This is a genomic window from Streptomyces longispororuber (assembly GCF_014656095.1).
Taxonomy (GTDB): Bacteria; Actinomycetota; Actinomycetes; order Streptomycetales; family Streptomycetaceae; genus Streptomyces; species Streptomyces longispororuber.
Window position 1 is genome coordinate 23,750 of sequence record NZ_BNBT01000010.1, and the last position, 19,331, is coordinate 43,080.

At 73.4% G+C, this 19,331-nt stretch carries 11 protein-coding genes; 2 read left to right on the forward strand and 9 right to left on the reverse strand.

Going from position 1 to position 19,331, the window contains the following annotated elements; translation table 11 throughout:
- The first annotated feature begins 140 nt into the window (after positions 1–140).
- Together IE330_RS05495 and IE330_RS05500 are read left to right on the forward strand one after the other, a co-directional pair.
- Positions 141–7,706 (forward strand): type I polyketide synthase, encoded by a 7,566-nt coding sequence (locus IE330_RS05495; RefSeq protein ID WP_229925402.1) that lies wholly within the window; start codon positions 141–143, stop codon positions 7,704–7,706.
- A 44-nt stretch (positions 7,707–7,750) separates the two neighbouring features.
- Positions 7,751–8,563 carry a thioesterase II family protein gene (locus IE330_RS05500; RefSeq protein ID WP_190134714.1) on the forward strand — a complete coding sequence of 271 codons (813 nt, stop codon included), beginning with the start codon at positions 7,751–7,753 and terminating at the stop codon, positions 8,561–8,563.
- Between the two features lie 94 nt (positions 8,564–8,657).
- Here the strand turns inward: IE330_RS05500 and IE330_RS05505 are convergent, their stop codons facing one another.
- The 9 genes from IE330_RS05505 to IE330_RS05545 form a co-directional block, all read right to left on the reverse strand.
- Complete coding sequence (locus tag IE330_RS05505; RefSeq protein WP_190134715.1) at positions 8,658–9,527, reverse strand: AraC family transcriptional regulator; 870 nt, start codon at positions 9,525–9,527, stop codon at positions 8,658–8,660.
- Between the two features lie 189 nt (positions 9,528–9,716).
- Complete coding sequence (locus IE330_RS05510) at positions 9,717–10,409, reverse strand: hypothetical protein (RefSeq protein WP_190134716.1); 693 nt, start codon at positions 10,407–10,409, stop codon at positions 9,717–9,719.
- 90 nt (positions 10,410–10,499) lie between these two features.
- The gene (locus IE330_RS05515) at positions 10,500–11,375 is read right to left on the reverse strand and encodes a class I SAM-dependent methyltransferase (RefSeq protein ID WP_190134717.1); all 876 of its coding nucleotides are present in this window, start codon (positions 11,373–11,375) and stop codon (positions 10,500–10,502) included.
- A 143-nt stretch (positions 11,376–11,518) separates the two neighbouring features.
- Positions 11,519–12,883, reverse strand: a complete 1,365-nt coding sequence (locus IE330_RS05520) for an FAD-dependent oxidoreductase (protein WP_190134718.1) — start codon at positions 12,881–12,883, stop codon at positions 11,519–11,521.
- Entirely contained in the window at positions 12,880–13,383 is a 504-nt protein-coding gene (locus tag IE330_RS05525; protein WP_190134719.1) for an EXPERA domain-containing protein, read from the reverse strand. Before IE330_RS05525 ends, IE330_RS05520 begins: the two co-directional genes overlap by 4 nt.
- A gap of 229 nt (positions 13,384–13,612) precedes the next feature.
- Positions 13,613–15,670, reverse strand: a complete 2,058-nt coding sequence (locus IE330_RS05530) for a squalene/oxidosqualene cyclase (protein ID WP_190134720.1) — start codon at positions 15,668–15,670, stop codon at positions 13,613–13,615.
- Positions 15,597–16,766, reverse strand: a complete 1,170-nt coding sequence (locus IE330_RS05535; protein WP_190134721.1) for a Rieske 2Fe-2S domain-containing protein — start codon at positions 16,764–16,766, stop codon at positions 15,597–15,599. Before IE330_RS05535 ends, IE330_RS05530 begins: the two co-directional genes overlap by 74 nt.
- Positions 16,763–18,196 (reverse strand): cytochrome P450, encoded by a 1,434-nt coding sequence (locus tag IE330_RS05540; protein WP_190134722.1) that lies wholly within the window; start codon positions 18,194–18,196, stop codon positions 16,763–16,765. The genes IE330_RS05535 and IE330_RS05540 overlap by 4 nt, the downstream gene beginning before the upstream one ends.
- A complete protein-coding gene (locus tag IE330_RS05545; protein WP_190134723.1) occupies positions 18,196–19,266 on the reverse strand; it encodes an NAD-dependent epimerase/dehydratase family protein in 1,071 nt (356 codons plus the stop codon). The genes IE330_RS05540 and IE330_RS05545 overlap by 1 nt, the downstream gene beginning before the upstream one ends.
- Positions 19,267–19,331 lie beyond the last annotated feature (65 nt).

The window sequence follows — 19,331 nt, forward strand, 5'->3', positions numbered from 1 at the left end:
GTCGACCGGGCAGGAATCCGTTGCCGTGTGTAGTCAGTTCAGGACGCGTCGATGTCATGCCGTCCCAGGACACGTCGATGCCATCGCGGCGCTCGCGCTGTCAGCCGAGCGGAACACCTGGTGCGAGGAAGGTCCGTCACGTGAACCTGGAGCCAAGCCTTTACGGCGAACGAGCCGTCGCCGTCGTGGGCGTGTCCTGCAGACTCCCCGGCGGGATCGCCGACATGGACGGCCTGTGGAACGCCCTGCGGGAAGGGCGTGACCTCGTGACCGAGATGCCCGCCGACCGCTTCGACGCCGACCGCTTCGTGGACGCCACGATGCCCCGCACGGGCAAGAGCTACACGGCCGCCGGCGGCTTCCTCGCCGACATCGAGCGGTTCGACGCCGCCTACTTCGGCATCTCCCCGAAGGAAGCGGCCCACATGGACCCCCAGCACCGGCTGCTCCTCGAACTGACCGCCGAGGCGCTGGACGACGCGGGCGTCGACCCGGCGGCCCTCGCGGGGTCGGACACGGCCGTCTACGTCGGCATCTCGGACGCCTCCTACGGTGTCCTGCAGATGCTCCGGCCCGACAACATCGGGCCCTACACGATGTCCGGCGCCGCCTCGTCCATCGCGGCCAACCGGCTCTCCCACGCCTTCGACCTGCGCGGGCCGAGCATGGCGGTCGACACCGCCTGCTCGTCCTCGCTCGTCGCCCTCGACCGCGCCTGCCGCACCCTGTGGGACGGCACCAGCCGCGTCGCCCTGTGCGGCGGCGCCAACGTCCTCCTCACCCCGTACCACTACGTGGGCTTCTCGCAGGCCGCGATGCTCTCGCGCCGGGGCAGGTGCGCGTCGTTCTCCGCGGACGCCGACGGCTTCGTGCGTGCCGAGGGCGGCGGGGTGGTGCTGCTCAAGCCCCTTCGGGACGCCCTCGCCGACGGTGACCGCGTGCACGGCGTGATCCTCGGCACCGCCAGCAACTGCGACGGCCGGACGATGGGCCTGGCGCTGCCCAGCGCCGAGACGCAGGAGGGCCTGCTGCGCAGGGTGTACGCCGACTTCGGCGTCCACCCCGACGACCTCGTCTACTTCGAGGGGCACGGGACGGGCACGGCCGTGGGCGACCCCGTCGAGGCGCAGGCCATCGGCCATGCGCTCGGCGTCCGCCGCGTCAACGGCCCCCTGCCGCTCGGCTCGGTCAAGACCAACCTGGGCCACCTGGAACCGGCCTCCGGCATGGCCGGCCTGTGCAAGGCGCTGCTCGTCCTGCGCCACGGCGTGATCCCCGCCTCGCTGCACGCCGACCCGCCGAACCCCGCGATCGACTTCACCGGCCTCGGTCTGGACCTCGTCACCGAGAACCGGCCCCTCCGGCAGACCGACCGGGCGGTCGCCGGAGTCAACTCCTTCGGCTTCGGCGGTGCCAACGCCCACGCCGTCGTCGCGGCCGCGCCGCCGGTGCCCGGGCCGGCCCGCCCCGTGGACGCACCGACCGAACTCCCGGTCGTGGTGACGGCCCGCACCCCGCAGGCGCTGCGCGAAGCGGCGTCCCGCACGGCCGCCCACCTGGCCGCGGCGGACCCCGGCGACTTCTACGACATCGCGTACACCTCCTGCCTGCGCCGCGGCAAGCACGAGCACCGCACCGCGGTGCTCGCCGCCGACGCCGCGCAGGCCGCCGAGCGGCTGGCCCGCGTCGCCGACGACCCGGCCGTCCCGGCCGACCTGGGGGTGAAGGCCGTCCGGCACGGGCGGGTGGCGTTCGTGTTCGCCGGGAACGCCTCGCAGTGGGCGGGCATGGGCGCTGATCTCCTCGCGGGCGACGACGACTTCCGCGCCGCGGTCACGGCCGTGGACGCCGAACTCGCCCCGCGCCTGGGCTGGTCGGTGACCGAGGAGCTCGCCCGGCCCGCGGACCGGTGGCGGCTGGAGGCGACCGAGGTCGCCCAACCGCTGCTGTTCGCCGTGCAGGTGGGCGTCGTCGCCGTGCTGCGGGCCCGTGGCGTCGAGCCGGCCATGGTGCTGGGACACAGCGTCGGCGAGGTCGCCGCCGCCCACACCGCCGGAGCGCTGACGCTCGCCGAGGCGGCACACGTCGTTCACGAGCGCAGCCAGGCGCAGGCGCTCACCGCGGGCAGCGGCCGGATGGCGGCCGTCGGCCTGGGCCGCGAGGACGCCGTCGAGGCGCTGGCGCCGTACGGGGGACGCCTGGAGATCGCCGGTGTGAACAGCGACAAGGACGTCACCGTCGCCGGAGACGCGACCACCCTGGCGGCGCTCGGCGAGGAATTGGCCGGGCGTAGCGTGTTCTTCCGGGACCTCGGGCTCGACTACGCCTTCCACAGCCGTGCCATGGACGCGCAGCAGGCGCCGCTCACCGCGGCGCTCAAGCACCTGGAGCCCGGCGCCGCGTCCGTCCCCTTCTACTCCACCGTCACCGGCGCCCGCATCGCCGGAGCGGACCTGGACGCGGACTATTGGTGGCGCAACGTCCGCGAGCCCGTCGCTTTCGCCGCCGCCGTCGACGAAGCCATGGAGGACGGCGCTGACGTCTTCCTGGAGATCGGCCCCCACCCCGTGCTGCGCACCTACCTGCGGCGCGTCACCGGCAGCCGCCCGCACACCGCCACGGCCGTGCTGCCGACGCTGCACCGGGACGCCGACGGGCCGGACGGCCTGGCCCGCGCCCACGCCCGCCTGATCGCGGTCGGGGCGGTCACGGACTGGACGCGGTATTTCCCCGTGCGGGGCCGGGTGGCGCGCCTGCCCGCCTACCCCTGGCAGCGGGAGCGCCACTTCAGCGGCGGCAGGGACTGGTTCACGCCGGACGGCCCGTACCGGCACCCGCTGCTGGGCGCCCGGATCGCCGCCCCCACGCCGTTGTGGTCGGGGGCCGTGGAGCCCGTCCTGGTGCCGTGGCTCACCGATCACCGGGTGGCCGGGTCCGTCGTCATGCCCGCCACCGGATACGTCGAGATGGCCCTGGCCGCGGGGCGCGAGGCCTTCGACGGACCCGCCGAGATGGAGCACCTGGAGATCACGACCGCCCTGGTCGTCCCCTGGGCGACCGCCTCCCAGGTACGGCTGCACGTCTCGCTCGACCCCGACGACGGGGTCCTGCTGGTCGCCGCGAGCGACGAACAGGCCAAGGAGCCACGCGTCCACGCCCGCGCCCGAGTGCGGCGTCTCGTCACCCCCCGCCCGGCCCCCGTCACCGACCCCGCCTCCCCGCCGGAGCCGTGCCAGGGGCGCCTCACCGCCGAGGACCACTACAGCCGCTGCGCCGCCGCCGGCCTCGGATACGGGCCCGCCTTCCAGGTGCTGACCGAGCTGCACGTGGGCGAGGGCGAGGTCGTCGCCGCCTACGCCTACGAGCCGCAGGCCGGTCCCCTCACCGTGCACCCGGCGCTGCTCGACGGCGCGCTGCAGGCCGGTGTGCCGCTGCTCGCCGACCGGCTGGACGACGGCGAGGCGTACCTTCCCGCCCTCGTCGGTGCCGTCCGGGTGTGGGGCACCCCCGCGCCGACCGGCACCGTCCGGCTGACGGAGCGCTCCCGTTCCCGGGACGAGGTGTGCTGGGACATCACCGTCACCGACCCCGACGGCACGGTGTCCGTCCAGCTCGACGGCTGCCGCATGCGCCGCTTCACCGCGGCGCAACGGCTGCCGCTGGCTGTCCTCCACACGGTGCCGCGCGCCGCGCCGTGGCCCGGCGAGCCGCTCGGCCCCGCGCCGATGCCCTCCCCCGAGCGCGTCGTAGCGGCCTGCGCCGAGTCCATCGGGCGGCTGCGCGAGGGCTGGCGGGCGCTGCGCTACGAACACGCGGGCCCGCGGTTCGCCGACACCTTCGTCGACCTCCTGGGCGATGTGCTGGCCGGCCTGGCCGGCGCGGCCGACACCCCGCTGAGCGTGCCGGACCTGGTGGCGCGCGGCCTGGCGGAGCGGCACGTCAGGCTCGTCGAACTGCTGGCCCCTGCCCTGTGCCGGCGCGGCCTCCTCCAGCCACAACCCGACGGCCGCTATCTCGTGCGCCCCGCCGGGCTGCGGCTGCCCGCGGTGATGGCGCCCGTCTCGGCCGAGGCGTCGGCGTACGTCCACGCCCAGGCGCTGCTCGCCCGGCAGGCCGACAAGCTCGACGACGTCTTGCGCGGACGCCGGGACCCGGTGGAACTGCTGGCCGACGACACCTCCGTCAGAATGCTCGAGCAGTTCTACGACACCGCGCCGGTCTGCCGGTTCCACAACCGGATCGCGCAGCGGCTGCTGCGGGAGATCGTGCGCGCCTGGCCCGCCGACCGGCCGCTGCGGGTGCTCGAGGTCGGCGCCGGCACGGGTGGCACCACGGCCGCCCTGCTGCCGGTGCTGCCCGCGGACCGCACCACGTACTGCTTCACCGACGCCTCGGCATTCTTCTTCGCTCGCGCGCAGAAGCGGTTCGCGGACCACGATTTCGTCGACTACCGCACGTTCGACCTCGACCGGGACCCGGTCGAGCAGGGCTTCGCCCGGCACTCCTTCGACCTGGTGGTGGCGGGCAACGCGCTGCACACGGCGCGGGACCTGAGTGCCGCGCTGCACGCCGTCGCCTCCCTCCTGGCCCCCGGCGGCGGCCTGCTCGCCATGGAGTCCCACGACGCGGAGGTCCTTGCCCCGGTCTTCGGCGCGCTGGACAGCTTCCACGGACACACCGACACGCGGCTGCGCCCGCACTCACTGCTCCTGGCCCGCGACGAGTGGCCCGGACTGTTGCGCGCGTGCGGGTTCCCCGAGGTCGTCCAGAGCGGTGACGACCGGGCTCCCGCCCGGGACCACTACTCCGTCCTGCTGGCCCGCACCGCCACCGCCCCGCCCGAGCAGGCCGCCCAGGTACCGGCGGCTCCCCGAGCCCGCGAGGACGCCCTGGTCCTGACCGTGGCCGAGACCGCCGACGCACGGCCGCTGGCCCGCGCGCTGAAGGAGGCCGTCACCGCGGGCGGCGGCCGGGCCGCGGATCCGGCCACGGCCCCTCGTACCCCCGAGGACTGGGGACACCTGCTTCGCACGGCCGTCGGCACAGAACACCGCGGCACCCTGGCGATCGTCCTGCTGCTCGGCGAGCCGGACGAGGAGGCCGCCGGTGACGTGCTCGCCCGCGCCACCCACCGGGCCGAGCTGCTGCGCACCTGCGCCCTCGCCTGCGGCGAACTGCCGGAAGGCGTCCGTGCGGAGCTGTGGCTGGTGACCCGCCCCTGCGGGATGGCGGAGGGCACCGGGAGCAGCCACCCCGCCGACGCCGTCGTCTGGGGTCTCGGCCGGTGCCTGGTCAACGAGCTGCCGGACCTCGACTGCCGGCGTATCTCCCTCCGACGCAACGGCACCGCGGACGACGCGCGGCGCCTGGCCCGTGAGCTGGCCTCCCCCACGGACGAGGACGAGATCGTGCTCACTGAGCGGGGCAGGTTCGTCCTCAGGACGATGCCGCGCCCGTCGGCCGTGCCCGCGACCGAGGACACACCGTACAAGCTGGAGGTGCGCCAACCGGGCCTGTCCTACCGGCTCGACTGGGAGGAGGCTCCCCCGTCGCGGCCGGGACCGGGTGAGGTACTGGTCGAGGTGAAGGCCACCGCCCTCAACTACCGGGACATCATGCAGAGCGTCGGCCTGCTCCCGAGGGAGGCCGTCGAGGGAACGGCCACCGAGTCCGGCTGCGGGCTGGAGTGCGCGGGCGTCGTCGCGGCCTGCGGCCCGGGCGTCACCCGGTTCAAGCCCGGTGATCCCGTCGTCGGGATGGCCTTCGCCTCGCTGGCCTCCCACTGCGTGGCTCCGGAGAGCAGTCTGCTCCCGCTGCCCGACGGCATGACGTTCACGGAGGCGGCCACCCTGCCGGTCGCGTTGACCACCGTGCACTACAGCCTGATCACGCTGGCCCGGTTGCAGCCGGGAGAGACGGTCCTCGTCCACGGGGCTGCCGGCGGGGTCGGGCTCGCCGCCGTGCGCTACGCCACCGCACGCGGCGCGCACGTGATCGCCACCGCCGGCAGCGAACTGAAGCGGGACTACCTGCGGTCCCTCGGGGTGGACCACACGCTGAACTCCCGCTCCCTGGAGTTCGCCGACCAGGTGCGGGAGATCACCGGTGGCCGCGGGGTCGACGTGGTCCTCAACTCCCTCGCGGGCGAGGCCATCACCCGCAGCCTCGAACTCCTCCGCCCGGGCGGCCGCTTCCTGGAACTGGGCAAGCGCGACATCTACGAGAACAAGCCCCTGCTGCTCAACCCCTTCAAGAACAACATCGCCTTCTTCGGGGTCGACCTGACGAAGGTACTCAACGATCCCGCACAGACCGGCACCCTGCTGCGGGACGTGTCCGCGATCCTCCGCACAGGTTTGCGGGGCGCGCTGCCGCACACCGTCTTCCCCGCGGCCCGCGTGGCCGAGGCCTTCACCCACCTCCAGCACTCGCGCCACATCGGCAAGGTGGTCGTCGCCTTCGACACCCTGGACGAGCCGCCGCTGGTCGTACGCCACCGGCGGGCGCCCCGCCTGGACCCGGACGGCACGTACCTGGTCACGGGCGGAACCAGCGGGTTCGGCGCGGCGACCGCCGGGTGGCTCGCCGACCTCGGCGCCCGGCACCTCGCCCTCGTCAGCCGCCGCGGTGAGCGGGCGCCGGAGGCCGAGGCGGTGCTCACGGCCCTGCGCGCCCGGGGCGTGACCGCCACGGCGTACGCGGCGGACGTCACCGACCTCGCCGCCATGACGGACGTGCGGGCGCGCGCCGAGGCCGGCGGGCACCCGCTGCGCGGGGTCGTGCACGCGGCGATGCACCTGGACGACGAGGAGTTCGTCGCACTCGACGCGGAGCGGACGGCCGCCGTCATGGCACCGAAGGTCGCCGGGGCCGTGGTCCTCGACACCCTGACGCGGGACCGCGACTGCGACCTCTTCCTCGCCCACTCCTCCGGCACCGGCACCATCGGCAACGTGACCCAGGCCCCCTACGTCGCCGCCAACCTCTTCCTGGAAGGCCTCGTCCGCAAGCGCCGCCACGAGGGCCACCCCGGACTCGCCGTCGCCTGGGGAGCCATCAGCGACCACGGCTATGTCGCGCGCAACGACCTCGACGCCTCGGTGGCCTCTCTCGGGCTCCTGACGATGAAGCCGTCCGAAGCCTTCGCCCGGGCGGGGCACCTGCTCCACTGCGGTGACGAGACAGCGACCGTCGTACGCGCCGACTGGGCCCGCGTCAGCCGCCTGCTCTCACTGGTCAACACACCCCGGCTGCGGGACCTTGTCCCGGCCGGCAGCGCCGGTGACGGCATGGGCAAAAGGGAACTGCTGCGCAGACTGGCGCAGATGTCCCCCGAGGAGGCACTGGCGTACCTCACCGACCACCTCGCCGGCATGCTCGCCGAGGTCATGCACATGGACCCCGGCCAGATCGACCCGCACCAGCGCGTCGACACCTACGGCCTGGACTCCCTCATGGCCGCGGAACTCCTGGTCACGCTCCAGAGCCGCTACGAGGTGGAGATCCCGCCCATGGAACTCATCCGCAGCGCCAACGGCACCCTGGCCGAGATCGCCCAGCTCGTACACCTCCGCCTCGGCCTGGCCGGCCAGTCCGCCGCCCCGCCCGTGCCGTCGCCGCGCACGGCCGTGACCGCAGGGCCCGGCGAGGGGCGGGCACCGCACGCAGCGGATCCGGAGGGGACGGAAACGGCTGTCGGCTCCTGAGCCCGCGACGGGGGCAGACCCGGGACCGAAGGAGACGTAGCACCGTGACCAGATGGCATCTCGCGGGCGGCCGTACGCCGTCGTCGTCCACGGCAGCACGGAACGCGGCATGGACCGCCGTCGGCAGCAGACGGCCGACGGCGGACGTGCGGCTGTACTGCTTCCCCTTCGTCGGGGCGCCGGCGGAGATGTACCTGCCGCTGGAGGCGCACCTGCCGGAGACCGTCGAGCTGTGTGCGCTGGAGCTGCCCGGTCACGGCGCCCGGAGCCGGGAACCGCTCACGCGTGACGTGACCGCGCTCGGCCGCACCGTGGCCGACGTCGTGTCCCGCGACGCGGCGGGACGGCCGTTCGCCTTCTTCGGGCACTGTGCCGGCGCCCTGCTGGCCTACGAGACGGCGTGCGCGCTGTCGGCGGCGCACCTGCCCGGCCCCGTGCTCCTCGCCGTGTCGGCGCTGGTCCCGCCGCACCGCTACGCGCCCCACATGGCGGCCACCGTGTGCCGCCCGACCGGGGTCAACATGGCCCTGGTCGCCGAGATGATCAGGGACGCCCGGCGGTGCGGCGTGGCCATGGCTGCCATCTCCAAGGCCGAGGCCGTCGCCTACAGCACGCACACCCCGGCGTACCCGCGCCCCCTCACCTGCCCGGTGACCGTCATGGGCGGAAGCGACGACTCCGTCTTCCCGCCCGACCGGCTCGACGGCTGGGCGGCACACACCACCGCCGGGCTCAAGGCGTTCCGGCTCTACCCCGGGCGCCACCTGTACCTCCTGGACCACTGGCGACAACTCGCCGACGACCTCGCGGAGGACCTCGACGCCCTGCCCCACGACGCCCGCCCCGTCCAGTTCTAGTGGCCGACTGAAGCGCTCAGTCACAGCCAGTGTGACGGAGCGCTTCATCTGGCGGGATCCGTCCACTCAAGCGCTCAACCGCGTCGATGGTGCGTCAGGTCTGTTCGACAGGCAGCCATAGTTCGCAGGTAGCGGTGCTGAAGTCGTCCGCGCGCTCAAGGATCGCGACGATCGAGGGACCCGGTCGCAGCCGCCAGGGGTTGGAAGGGAACCACTCGGTCGCAGTCGCCGCCCAGGTCGTCTGCAATTCCTGCGGATGCGGTCCGCTGGTACGGAAGACCGCCCACATCCCAGCCGGCACCTCGATGGTGTCGAGGTCGTCCGGAGCCGGCGTGTCGTGGGCGAGGGCCACTCCGTGCAGATAGGTCAGTTCGCTGCCCTCCCCGCGGTCGGGGCCGAGGTCGTCGGAGACCTGCAGCAGACCTCCCGGTTCGGTGTCACCAAGGGCCTTCAGCCTCAGGTGCTCCTCATGCGGCAGCGCGGCGATGTGCCGCTGGATGTGAGGATTGACGCCCTGATGGATCAGCGGGACCCGGACCGCGTGTCCGACGAGCCGGAACGCGTATCGGTCGATGAGGCGGGTGTCCATGGGATTGCTCCCCTCGACGGTCAGGCGGAACCTGAGCTGCGGTTGTGTGCGCAAAGGGCCTCCATCGCGACGCACGTCACCGGGGCCGGCGCCGTGGACCGCGCGGAACGCGCGTCCGAACGCCTCACTCGAGCCGTACCCGTGCCGGACGGCGATGCTCAGCAGATCACCCTCGCCCCGGACGACATCGGCGGCGGCCACGGTCATGCGCCGTCGGCGTACGTACTCCGACAGCGGCATGCCTGCCAGCGACGAGAACATCCGACGCAAGTGGTACTCGGTCGTGCCGAACGCCCCGGCCAGGCCTCGGACGTCGGGATCCTCCGCGAGGTGCTCCTCCACAAGATCGACGAGCTGGTTGAGTGCCGAGATCACGAGGCCCCCCTTTCCACATCAACCCTGACACCAGCCACCCCGGCCGCACCCGACCGTTCCGAACCGATCCGATCATGCACCCGAGCTGACAAGCAGCCGCACACCCGCCTTCCAGCCGTTCCGTCTTCTAGCCGTTCCGTCGATTGCAACGCTCAGCGAGGTCGACGCCGGGCATCTCCGGGACGGCGTTCAGGCGATCACTCCCCGGGTCTTACTGTTCAGCGGACGGGCGGCGAGCTCGGGCAGGCGCTGCGAGCGCGGCGCGGGCCGGACCGGGACGGGGCGGGCCTGGGTGTGCATCTGCCCTAGCCGCACGGCGAGCAGGTGTTCGGCGGTGCGGGTCTGTGCCCGCGCGGCGGCGTCCGGGTCGGCTGCCTCCAGGGCCGCCGGGTCGGTGATCTTCTGGAACTCGGTCCACTCGGTGGCGATGGCGGCCTCGATGGCCGTACGGACCTCGACGGCGACGGCCGCGACGGCGACCTGGTCGGTCGGGTCGGCCGACCAGGCGGCGAGGAGACCGGCCTCGCCGATCGCCGCTCCGAGGCCCATCGGCTCGCGCCCGTCGCGCCGCGCCGTAGTGACGGCCCGTGGCTTCCTCTTCGCCTTCTGGCCGCCGCCGTTCCTGCGGGCCACCTCCCTCGCGGCCCGCAGCGGGACCCGGGCCAGGTCGACGCCGGACGTCTCGCCGCCGCTCATGCCTGCCCACGTGGCGCAGCCGAGGTCCAGGTGGCCGAGGCGGGAGAGGCGCTGCGCCTGGTCGACCAGTTGGTTGCTGAACAGCCGCCTCGCCGACGCCTCGCCGTAACGGGCGATGTGGTCGCACACCACCCGGTGGTCCTTCAGCGCCCGAACCCGCCAGTCCCACACCTGATCGGGGGTCAAGTCCTCGACGACCAGCTCCTGGTCTCGTCGACGTCGGCGGGCTCCGGCTCCGGAGCGAGCAGCGGCGGGCCTTGCCCCACGCTTCGGCGGTCAGGGCTTGCGTGCCACCCAGCACGCCATGACGAACGCGCCGCTGCGGGCCGCGAGGCACAGAGCGGTGCCGGCGCGCTCCATGAAGTCGAGCACGGGGGTCTTGTCCTGCTGCGGGACGGCCGCCATGACCTCCTCCATCTCACGCCAGTTGGGCTCCAGGTCGCCCTCGTCGCCCAGGTCGTGGACGTCCTCCACCACCAGGCCCGCCGCCGCGAGGTTCCGCCGCAGGTCCTGCGGGGTGCGCAGGGCGGGCAGCGCGAGGCCCTGGCACACCGGCTCCACCAGGCGCGCCTGCTGCCCGGGCGTGAGGCCGGCGGCCTGGAACCAGTCGCTGCCCAGGTAGACGCCGCCAGGACGCAGCACGCGAGCCACCTCGGCGTGCACCCGGGCGGCGTCCGGTGTGTGGCAGATGGCCTGGATGCTGTAGACGGCGTCGAAGGACGCGTCGCCGAACGGCAGGTGCATGGCGTCGCCCGAGCGGAAGTCGGTGAGGTGGGACATGCCCTGAGCCGCGGCGTGGGCCCTGGCGAACTCCAGTCTCTCCCGCACCAGTTCCAGGCCCGTCACATGGGCCCCGCTGTGCCCGGCGATGGTGACGGCGGGTCCGCCGACCCCGCTGCCCACGTCCAGCACGGCCATGCCCGGGCGGAAGCCGCCGCGGTCCGCGATGGCCCGCTCGGCCGCGGCCATGGCCTCCGCGCGGCTCTCCCCACCGCGGAAGGGCGGGAAGTGGTGGGACTCGCCCCACACGGCGCGGTAGAGCTCCGTGGCGAAGCCGTAGTAGTCGCGCACCAGCGAGGTGTAACACCGTCCGCGCTCGCCGGGATCCCGGGCCAGAGCCTCGTACGCCTGGACATCCGTGGCAGGTTGCATGAGTCGCTCCTCAGCGAAGGACGCCCCGACGTCGCGGAGCGGAGATCGTTGGCGGACCGCGCGCGGCGGCACGGGTGGGGCGGAGGGGGAACGCGCGACGGATCCGGGCCGTGGTCGTCCGGCCGCAGCCGGGGGCAGGGTGGTCACGCCGTGCGGAAGCGGGGTCCCTGGCACATCCGGCCGTAGAAGTTGAACCAGCGTGTGGCTTCGCGATGGCCCGCGAAGGGGTAGTCGGCACCGAGCTGGCGCGCCACGGCGAGGCCCGACAGGAAGGCGTGCTCCTGGCTGTTGACGGTGGTGTGGGCTCCGCAGTACCAGGTGCCGTGGCGGCCTTGGAGCGTGGGCAGGAGGGCGTGCAGCAGGACGGTGTGCCGGATGTCGTGGACGACGTGCTGGAACTCGTAGCGGCCGACGACGTGCTGGGGTGCCGGAGGACGCTGGGCGTTGTAGGTGACCAGACGGGGGGAGGCCGGTCCGTCGCCCCAGGGCTGCTGGTTGTGCATGACGTAGGTGATCTCGTAGTTGTCGGGGGCGCTGCCGTAGTGGCGGACGTAGGTGCTCCTGGTCTCGCGTACGCGCAGCGCGTCGTCGGGCAGGAGGGAGTCGTCGGTGTGTGCCACGGCCGTGCCGTGCAGTCCGGCGTCGTAGCGCACGGCGCCGAGCAGGCGGCGCTCGCGGCGGGTGGGACGGGCGAGGAGGGCGAGCGCGTGGTTGGCGTTGCAGGCCAGGACGACGTGGTCGAAGCGCTCGCGCCCGCCGTGGGCGTCCACGAGGACCACACCGCCGCCGTCGCGGATCACTCGCCGCACCGCGTGGTCGAGGTGGATGCGGTGGGCGAAGTCCCGGGTGAGCCGGGCGTAGATCGCGCGGGTGCCGCCCTGCCAGGTCACCATGGGTGAGCTGTGCTCGATGTCGAAGAAGTCCAGGTAGCGGACGAACATCGAGGCGGGCATGTCGAAGACGCCGGACGTCAGGACGAAGTTCACGAACAGCGGCTTGAGCGCCTGGTAGCGGAACGCCTCGGAGACGCCCCACCAGTTCAGGGCCTGTCGCATGGAGACGTAGGTGAAGGGGTTGAGCAGCGCCGCGGTGAGCGAGGGCTGCTTGCTGAGGACGTTGAAACGGCCGACGGTGCGCAGCAGCCGGCGGAAGGCGGTGATGTCCGGCTGGAGCCGGCGGCGCAGCGCGCTGTCGGTGTCGTGGGCGTAGACCTCGTCGCCGTAGTGCACGGCGTAGCTGAAGCGGGTGGGGACGGTGTCGATGCCCAGCGTCCGCAGCAGGGCGACGTAGTTCTGGTAGACGGACGGGATGAACGCGGTCACCGCCACGTCCGCCGGTGTCGTGCCGCCGTCCTTCCGGGGGAAGTCCGCGGTCCGAGCGTTGCCGCCGACGGCCGGGCCCCGCTCGTACACCTCGATGTCGTAGCGCTGTGGGTGGCGGCTGAGGGCCCATGCCGCGCCCAGGCCCGCCACTCCGGCGCCCACGATCGCGACGCGCGTGCGGGTCATCGCGGGTCTTCCTTCCCGGCCGGTACGGCTTCCGCACCGGCGGCGAGGCGGCTCAGGGTGCGGAAGGCCGTCGCCGCCAGCCACAGGTTGCCCAGCAGCCAGGGCAGGTTGGGCGCGTAGAAGATGAAGTAGCCCCAGGCGTCGCGCACCGGCATCTCCGGATATCCGGCCGCGTGCGCGTGCCACAGGTAGAGGACGACGGAATACGTGAGGTAGGAGCCGACGGCCAGTTGCAGCGGATGCCGCCAGGGGCGCCGCCGCAGCACGGCGTAGGCCAGCGCGGCGTTGAGGATCTGGGTGACGAAGACGTTGAGCGACTCCAGCGCGTAGGGGAAGGCGATGTGCCCCTGCCCGTAGTAGGAGCGGTCCCCCGCCCCGTAGATGCGGAACAGGTCGGCGAAGACGTGGTCCTGTCGCCGGATGTCTTGATGGTGGACGACGAAGTAGAGCTCCAGCGACAACGCGAGTACCCAGGAGAAGGCGAGAAAGGCCAGGGTCACCAGATCCCCGCGGCCCGGTCGGGCGCGCGAGGCCCCGGGGACGGGCAGCCGTGCGGCCAGCGGTGGCAAGGCAAGTCTCCTTACGGGTCTCAGGGCCGGTCGCGGCCCTTGGACCGGCGACGCGTGCCTCGGGCGGGCAGGCGGGAGGACGGACGGGAAGGCGGGAGGGGTGGGGTGGGGAGAGGGGACGCGCTCGCCGCGCCCGGCGACGGACCGTCGCGTGCGGGTCCTACGGGGCCGCACTGCCGCACGCCCCGTCGTCCTCGGTGACGGACTGTGTCCCGGCCAGGCGTACGCCCAGTGCCCACAGGGGGAAGTACGCGGCGTAGAGGCGGTAGTCGAGCATGGCCGAGCCGAAGAAGACCCCCGCGGGCGCCTCCTGCCGCCAGCTTCCGTCCGCCCGCTGGTGGCGGCACAGCCACGCCAGGCCTCGCTCGACGGCGGGGGCGGCAGCCGGGCGGAGGCCGAGCAGGGCCAGCAGCGCCCAGGCGGTCTGTACGGGCCGGCTGGTCTCGTCGGGCACGTACCGGCGCTCGACGCAGCCGCGGTGGTGCTCGCCCCAGCCGCCGTCCTCGCGCTGCACACGCTCCAGCCACCGGGCCGCGCGCTCGAGTCCTGGGTGGCCGGGCGCGAGCCCGGCGGCCAGCAGGCCCCGCACGGCGAACAGGGTGCCGTAGATCCGGTGGACACCCCAGGCGGCGGGCCAGGACCCGTCCGGTGCCTGGCGGCTCAGCAGGAAGCGGCGCGCGCGGCGCGCGGCGCGGTCCCCGGCACGGCGGTCGGGCGTCGGCACGTGGTCGCGCAGCGCCGCAAGCGCGACCAGGGCGGAGCCGGTGCACTCGATGTAGGAGTCCTCGACCACGCAGTTGGTGAACATCTCCGAGGGGTTGAGGCGTTCGAGGAGCCGGGGCCCGCGGCGGGGCTCGTAGGTGCCGAAGCCTCCGTCGCGGTTCTGCCGCTCCAGCAGGAAGCGGTGCGCGCGGACCAGCCGTTCCGGACCCGGGAGGGAGGTCGGCGCCTCGGTGCCCCGGGTGGCGTCGGCGGTGTGCAGCAGCGAGGCGGCGGCCTCGGCCGTGCAGTCGCTCACCGGCCAGCGGTGGGTGCCTTCGGAGAAGCACCACCCCCCGTCGGCGGAGGCGCGGGCGGTGACCCATGGGTCCGGGACGTCCCCCCTGAGCTGCGCGCCGATCAGGAAGGAAGCGGCCCGCTCAGCGGCTGCCGCCCGCCCCGCGACAGCCGTGGGCCCGGACGCGAACAGGGCCTCCAGCGCGAAGGCCGTGTCCCAGGAGTGCGACCGCGCGCCCGCGTAGCGGATCCCGCGCTCCTCGTCCTGCCAGCACCAGCTCTCCAGGCCCGCCAGCGCGCGGTCGACCTCCTCGGCTCCGGCGCCCGCGGCGTGCAGCACCAGTACGTTCAGCAGCGAGCTGACGGGGGAGATGCCCGCTTCCGCGGTGACCTGCTGCTCGTGGCGCACGCGGCGCAGGCAACGGTCCAGGGCCCGCGCCCGCGGCCCGGCCATCGGGGCGCGTTCGTACCACGTCAGGCAGGTGAACACGGCCCGCAGCACAGGCGCGGGCGGGTAGAGGGCGTCGGTGCCCAGCCGCGCCCGGTCGGCGGGGCGCGGCCTGCGGCCGGGGAACAGCTCGCCTTCCAGAGCCTGCGCGACGCGCGGGCGTACGGTGAACCGGGCCCCGTAGAGGTAGGCCATGGCCTGGTAGATCGTGCGGGTGTGGCAGTACAGGCGGTCGGGGTGGAACGGGACCCGGTGCGGCAGCAAGAAGATCTCCGGCGGCAGCGGGTTGACCGCCCGCCAGTCGTACAGCCCCAGCAGGGCCAGCCAGAACTTGCCCCATGTGGGCACGGACAGCGCCCCGCCCGGCTGGGCGGCCAGCCACGCGGCGGAGCCCGCGCACAGCGGATGCCCGGGGGGCAGGCCGAGCAGCCGCAGCGCCACGTGGGCGAGTGTGGTGCAGTACGCCGAGGGGCCGGAGGCCGGGTGCAGGCCCCAGCCGCCCTCGCCGGTCACGGTCGTCTCGTAGTGGCGGACGATCGCCGCGTGCCGCTCCTTCGGGACGGGGCGGTTCACCAGTTCCCGCACGATGACGTACTGGGAGAGGATCATGGTGTTCCACACCATCTCGCCCTCCCAGCTCCCGTCGTCGCGTTGCAGGGACAGCAGGTGCCGGACCGCCAGGTCGTGTGCCGCCCGGATGTCAGCGGTGAGCGTCGGCGGGGACGCGCCCGTCGGCGAGGGCGATGGGTGAGGGGCGCGGCCGGAGCCGGTCACGGTCAAGGAATTCCTCCCACTTGCGGATGGTGAGGTCCTGGAAGAGGCCCACGGCCGGGTTGAGTTCGACGACGGGCGCGGCGTGGTGGATCTCGTAGCCCGTCTGTTCCGCCTCGACCGCTACGCCGTCCTGCCTGAGCAGGGGCTTGACGGCGAGTGCGCCGGCCAGCCGCATCAGGGGGCCCATGAGCACGCGCGGCACCTGCCGCCGGGTGCCGGGGATCTTCAGGGAGTCGAAGTAGAACAGGAAGAACGCACGGGTGGTCCGCCGGTCCATGGGCAGCACGAAGCACCAGTGCTTGATCGAACCGCCGGTGTCCGAGCGCTGGTAGGGGTATTGGAAGGCCAGCTCGATGCCGGTGGTGTCCACGCGGCTGCGGTCCACGAAGCGGGAGGTGAACCGCCCGCCGCCGACGAAGGTGTCGTACGCCAGCTCCACGCTGTCCCCACGCGTCTCGTGCCGGGTGAGCCGGGCGTCCCAGAAGGGCCGGTACTTGCGGTGCAGATAGGCGTGGGTGAAGTCGCTGACGTTGTCGATGATCATCGAGTGATGGGCGTGCCAGGTGTAGGAGGCGTCCAGGCGTGCCCAGGGCCGGGCGCCCGTCACCTCGGGGATGTGCGGAATGCGGCGCTGTCCGGCCAGCTCGGGGTCGCCCGGGAAGATCCAGATCAGGCCGTGCCGGCTGACGACCGGATAACTGGGGATGCGCACTTCGGGCTGGGCCCTGCCGAACAGGTCGTGCGCGTAGTGGACGACGTGGCCCTGCCCGTCGTAGGTCCATCCGTGGTACGTGCACGTCAGGCGGCAGCCGTCGACCTCGCCGCCGGAGAGTTTGAGCTGCCGGTGGGCGCAGCGGTCCTCCAGGGCGTGCAAGGTGCCGTCCGTCCCCCGGTAGACCACGATGTGGTGGCCCCAGAAGCGCGTGGCCAAGGTGGTGCCGGGGCGCAGCGCGGCGTCGTACTCCACCGGATACCAGTAGTCGGGGTCGAGGCCGGCGGCGCGGACCTTGGCCCGCTTGCTGCGGGCCCGGGCGAAGGACGGGGGCGCGTCCGGACCCGGGAGGCGCGCCGCGCGGCGGTGTGGAACGGTGCTCACGGCTGCTCCGGTACGGGGACGGATCGTTTGCGGTAGCGGACGCGCGGCGAGACGGGGCCCGGGATGAAGGTGGAGTAGTCGGGTCGGAAGTCCGCGTGTCCCGCGTCGAAGGCCACCTCGCGCAGCAGCACGCTCCAGACGGCCTTGACCTGGAGGTAGGCGAAGGCGGAGCCGACGCAGCGGTGTCGGCCACCGCCGAAGCCGATCAGAGCGTGGGGTTGACGGTGTTCCTCGCGCGGCGCCTCGTAGCGGGCGGGGTCGAAGCGGTCCGGGTCGCGGAAGACCTCCGGCATACGGTGGGCCACGGCGGGCGAGACCATGACCAGGGTGCCCGCGGGGACGGTGTGCCCGATGAGGTCCAGTTCCCGCAGTGCCGTGCGCATCAGCACCAGCAGCGGCGGATGGAGCCGCTCCGCTTCCCGGACGCAGCGCTCCAGCAACTCCATGCGGTGCAGCGGTTCGGCACCGAGCCGGGGGGTGCCGTCGGTCACCGTGTGCTGCTCGGCGAGCAGCGCGTCGACGTACTGGGGATGCTGGAGCAGCAGGACGCCGGTCCAGGTGGCGAGCACGGCGCTGGTGTGCTGACCGGCGAAGATCATGCCGATGAGGATGCCGGTCACCAGGTCGTCGTCGAGCGGGGAACCGTCCGGGGCCCGGGCGGCCAGCAGCGTGGCCAGCATGTCGCTCCCGTCGACGTCCTCCCCGTGCGCGGCCGGCTCCCTCTCCAACCCGTCGGGGGCGCCCGCCGACGCCGCGCGGCGTGCCGCGATGACGTCGCCGATCGCCCGGGCGATGGCGGCGCGGGCACGGTCCCGGCGCCGGAAGGAAGGCAGCGGCAGCGCGGGGCTGAGGATGCCGGCCAGGCGGATACCGCTCTCCAGGTCCCGGTAGAGCCCGGGCAGGTGCGGCCCCATGCCGTGCTGGAACTCGTCGCCGATCAGACAGCGCGTGGCGATGGCGACCGTCATCCGGTTCAACTCGCTCAGCAGGTCGACCTCGCCCTGCGGTGCCCAGTGCGCGAGACGGGTGCGGACCTCCTCCTCGGCGATCCGGGCGTACCCGTCCAGCCGGCGCGGGCTCAGGGCCGGCAGGAGGTGGCTGATCTGGGCACTCATCTCCTGCGGTGCCGCGTCGTAGGCCACGCCGGGACCGAAGACCGGGGTGATGAAGCGGTAGGCCTCCTTCGGGCTGAGCACTGTCTCCTCGGCGCCGAAGACAGCCGCGTGCGCCTCGGGCCCGCAGGCGAACACCACCCGACGGCCCAGCAGCGGGAAGCCGAAGACGTTGCCCAGCCGTTCCCGCCCGGCGCGCAGCAGGGCGACCGGGTCCCGCCGGAACGACCAGCAGGGCCCGAACCACGGCAGCCCGCCGCCGGACAGGTGCGGGACCGCGGTGACCTGGGGTCGCGCCGCCGCATCGTCGAGAGCCATCACGCGCTCCTCCTTCCGCTGCCGGTCCGTACGGCGGGCGCTCTCCGGGGCGCCGCCCTGGCCCCTCGCACGCGCGCGCTCCGCTCCACCAGGCCGCGGTCGACGAAGCAGCGGTACGCCTGCTCGACGGCGCTCGCGAGGGACGTGGGCCGGTAGCCCAGGACGTCCCGGCTCAGCGAGCAGTCGGCCCGGCGCTGCGAGCGCAGGAAGCGGACGGCCGCCGGGGTGAAGCGGGCCTCCCGGTCCGGAGCGAGGAGTGCCCTGGGCGCCTCGGCGAGCCGGGCCAGCACGGACATGGCCCGCGCCGGAACCCGAAGCGGAGGCTTGGGACGGCCGGTGACCTCCGCGTACAGCTCCAGCATCCGGTCCACCGTGCAGAACTCCGTCGACAACAAGTACTTGGCACCGGGGCGGCCGTGCCGCCAGGCCAGCAGATGCCCGTCCACGAGGTCGTGCACGGAGACGAACTCGAAGCCGCCGGGCAGGTAGGCGGTCAGCCTGCCGTGGGCGTGGTCGAGCAGCAGCCGTCCCATGCGCGACGGCACGTAGTCGTGCGGACCGATGATCGCCGTGGACACCGCGACGACCACCTCCAGCCCCTGGGCCGCCGCCTTGCAGCACTCGTGCTCCACCAGCACCTTGCTCCGGGTGTAGGGCGTGTGGCTCTCGAAGGGGTAGTGCAGGTCCCGCTCCGTGCTCGCCCGCCCCGGCCGGCCGCCCGTCGCGCTGAACGAGCCGGTGACGACGACCCGTCCCACCCCGCAACGCCGCGCGCTGTCCAGGACATTGCGCGTCCCGAGCACGTTGACGGCGTACGTGTCACGGTGTCCCCGGGCGGAGGTCGACACGCGGGCCGCGCAGTGGAAGACGCTCTCGCACCCCTTGACCGCGCGCTCCACGGCCGCCGCGTCCCGTACGTCCCCCGCGGCGCGCTCGACGGGCAGGCCCGCCAGTGCCTGCGAGGCGGACTCCCAGGCGGGCACCAGGGCGCGTACGTCGTGGCCGTCCGCCAGCAGCCGGCGTACGAGATTGGCGCCCAGATGGCCGCCGGCGCCTGTCACCAGGATCATGCCCCTCCCCCCGTACCCCATCGGCGGGCATGGAGCCGCCCTAGCCCATTGGGGTAACTTCACGT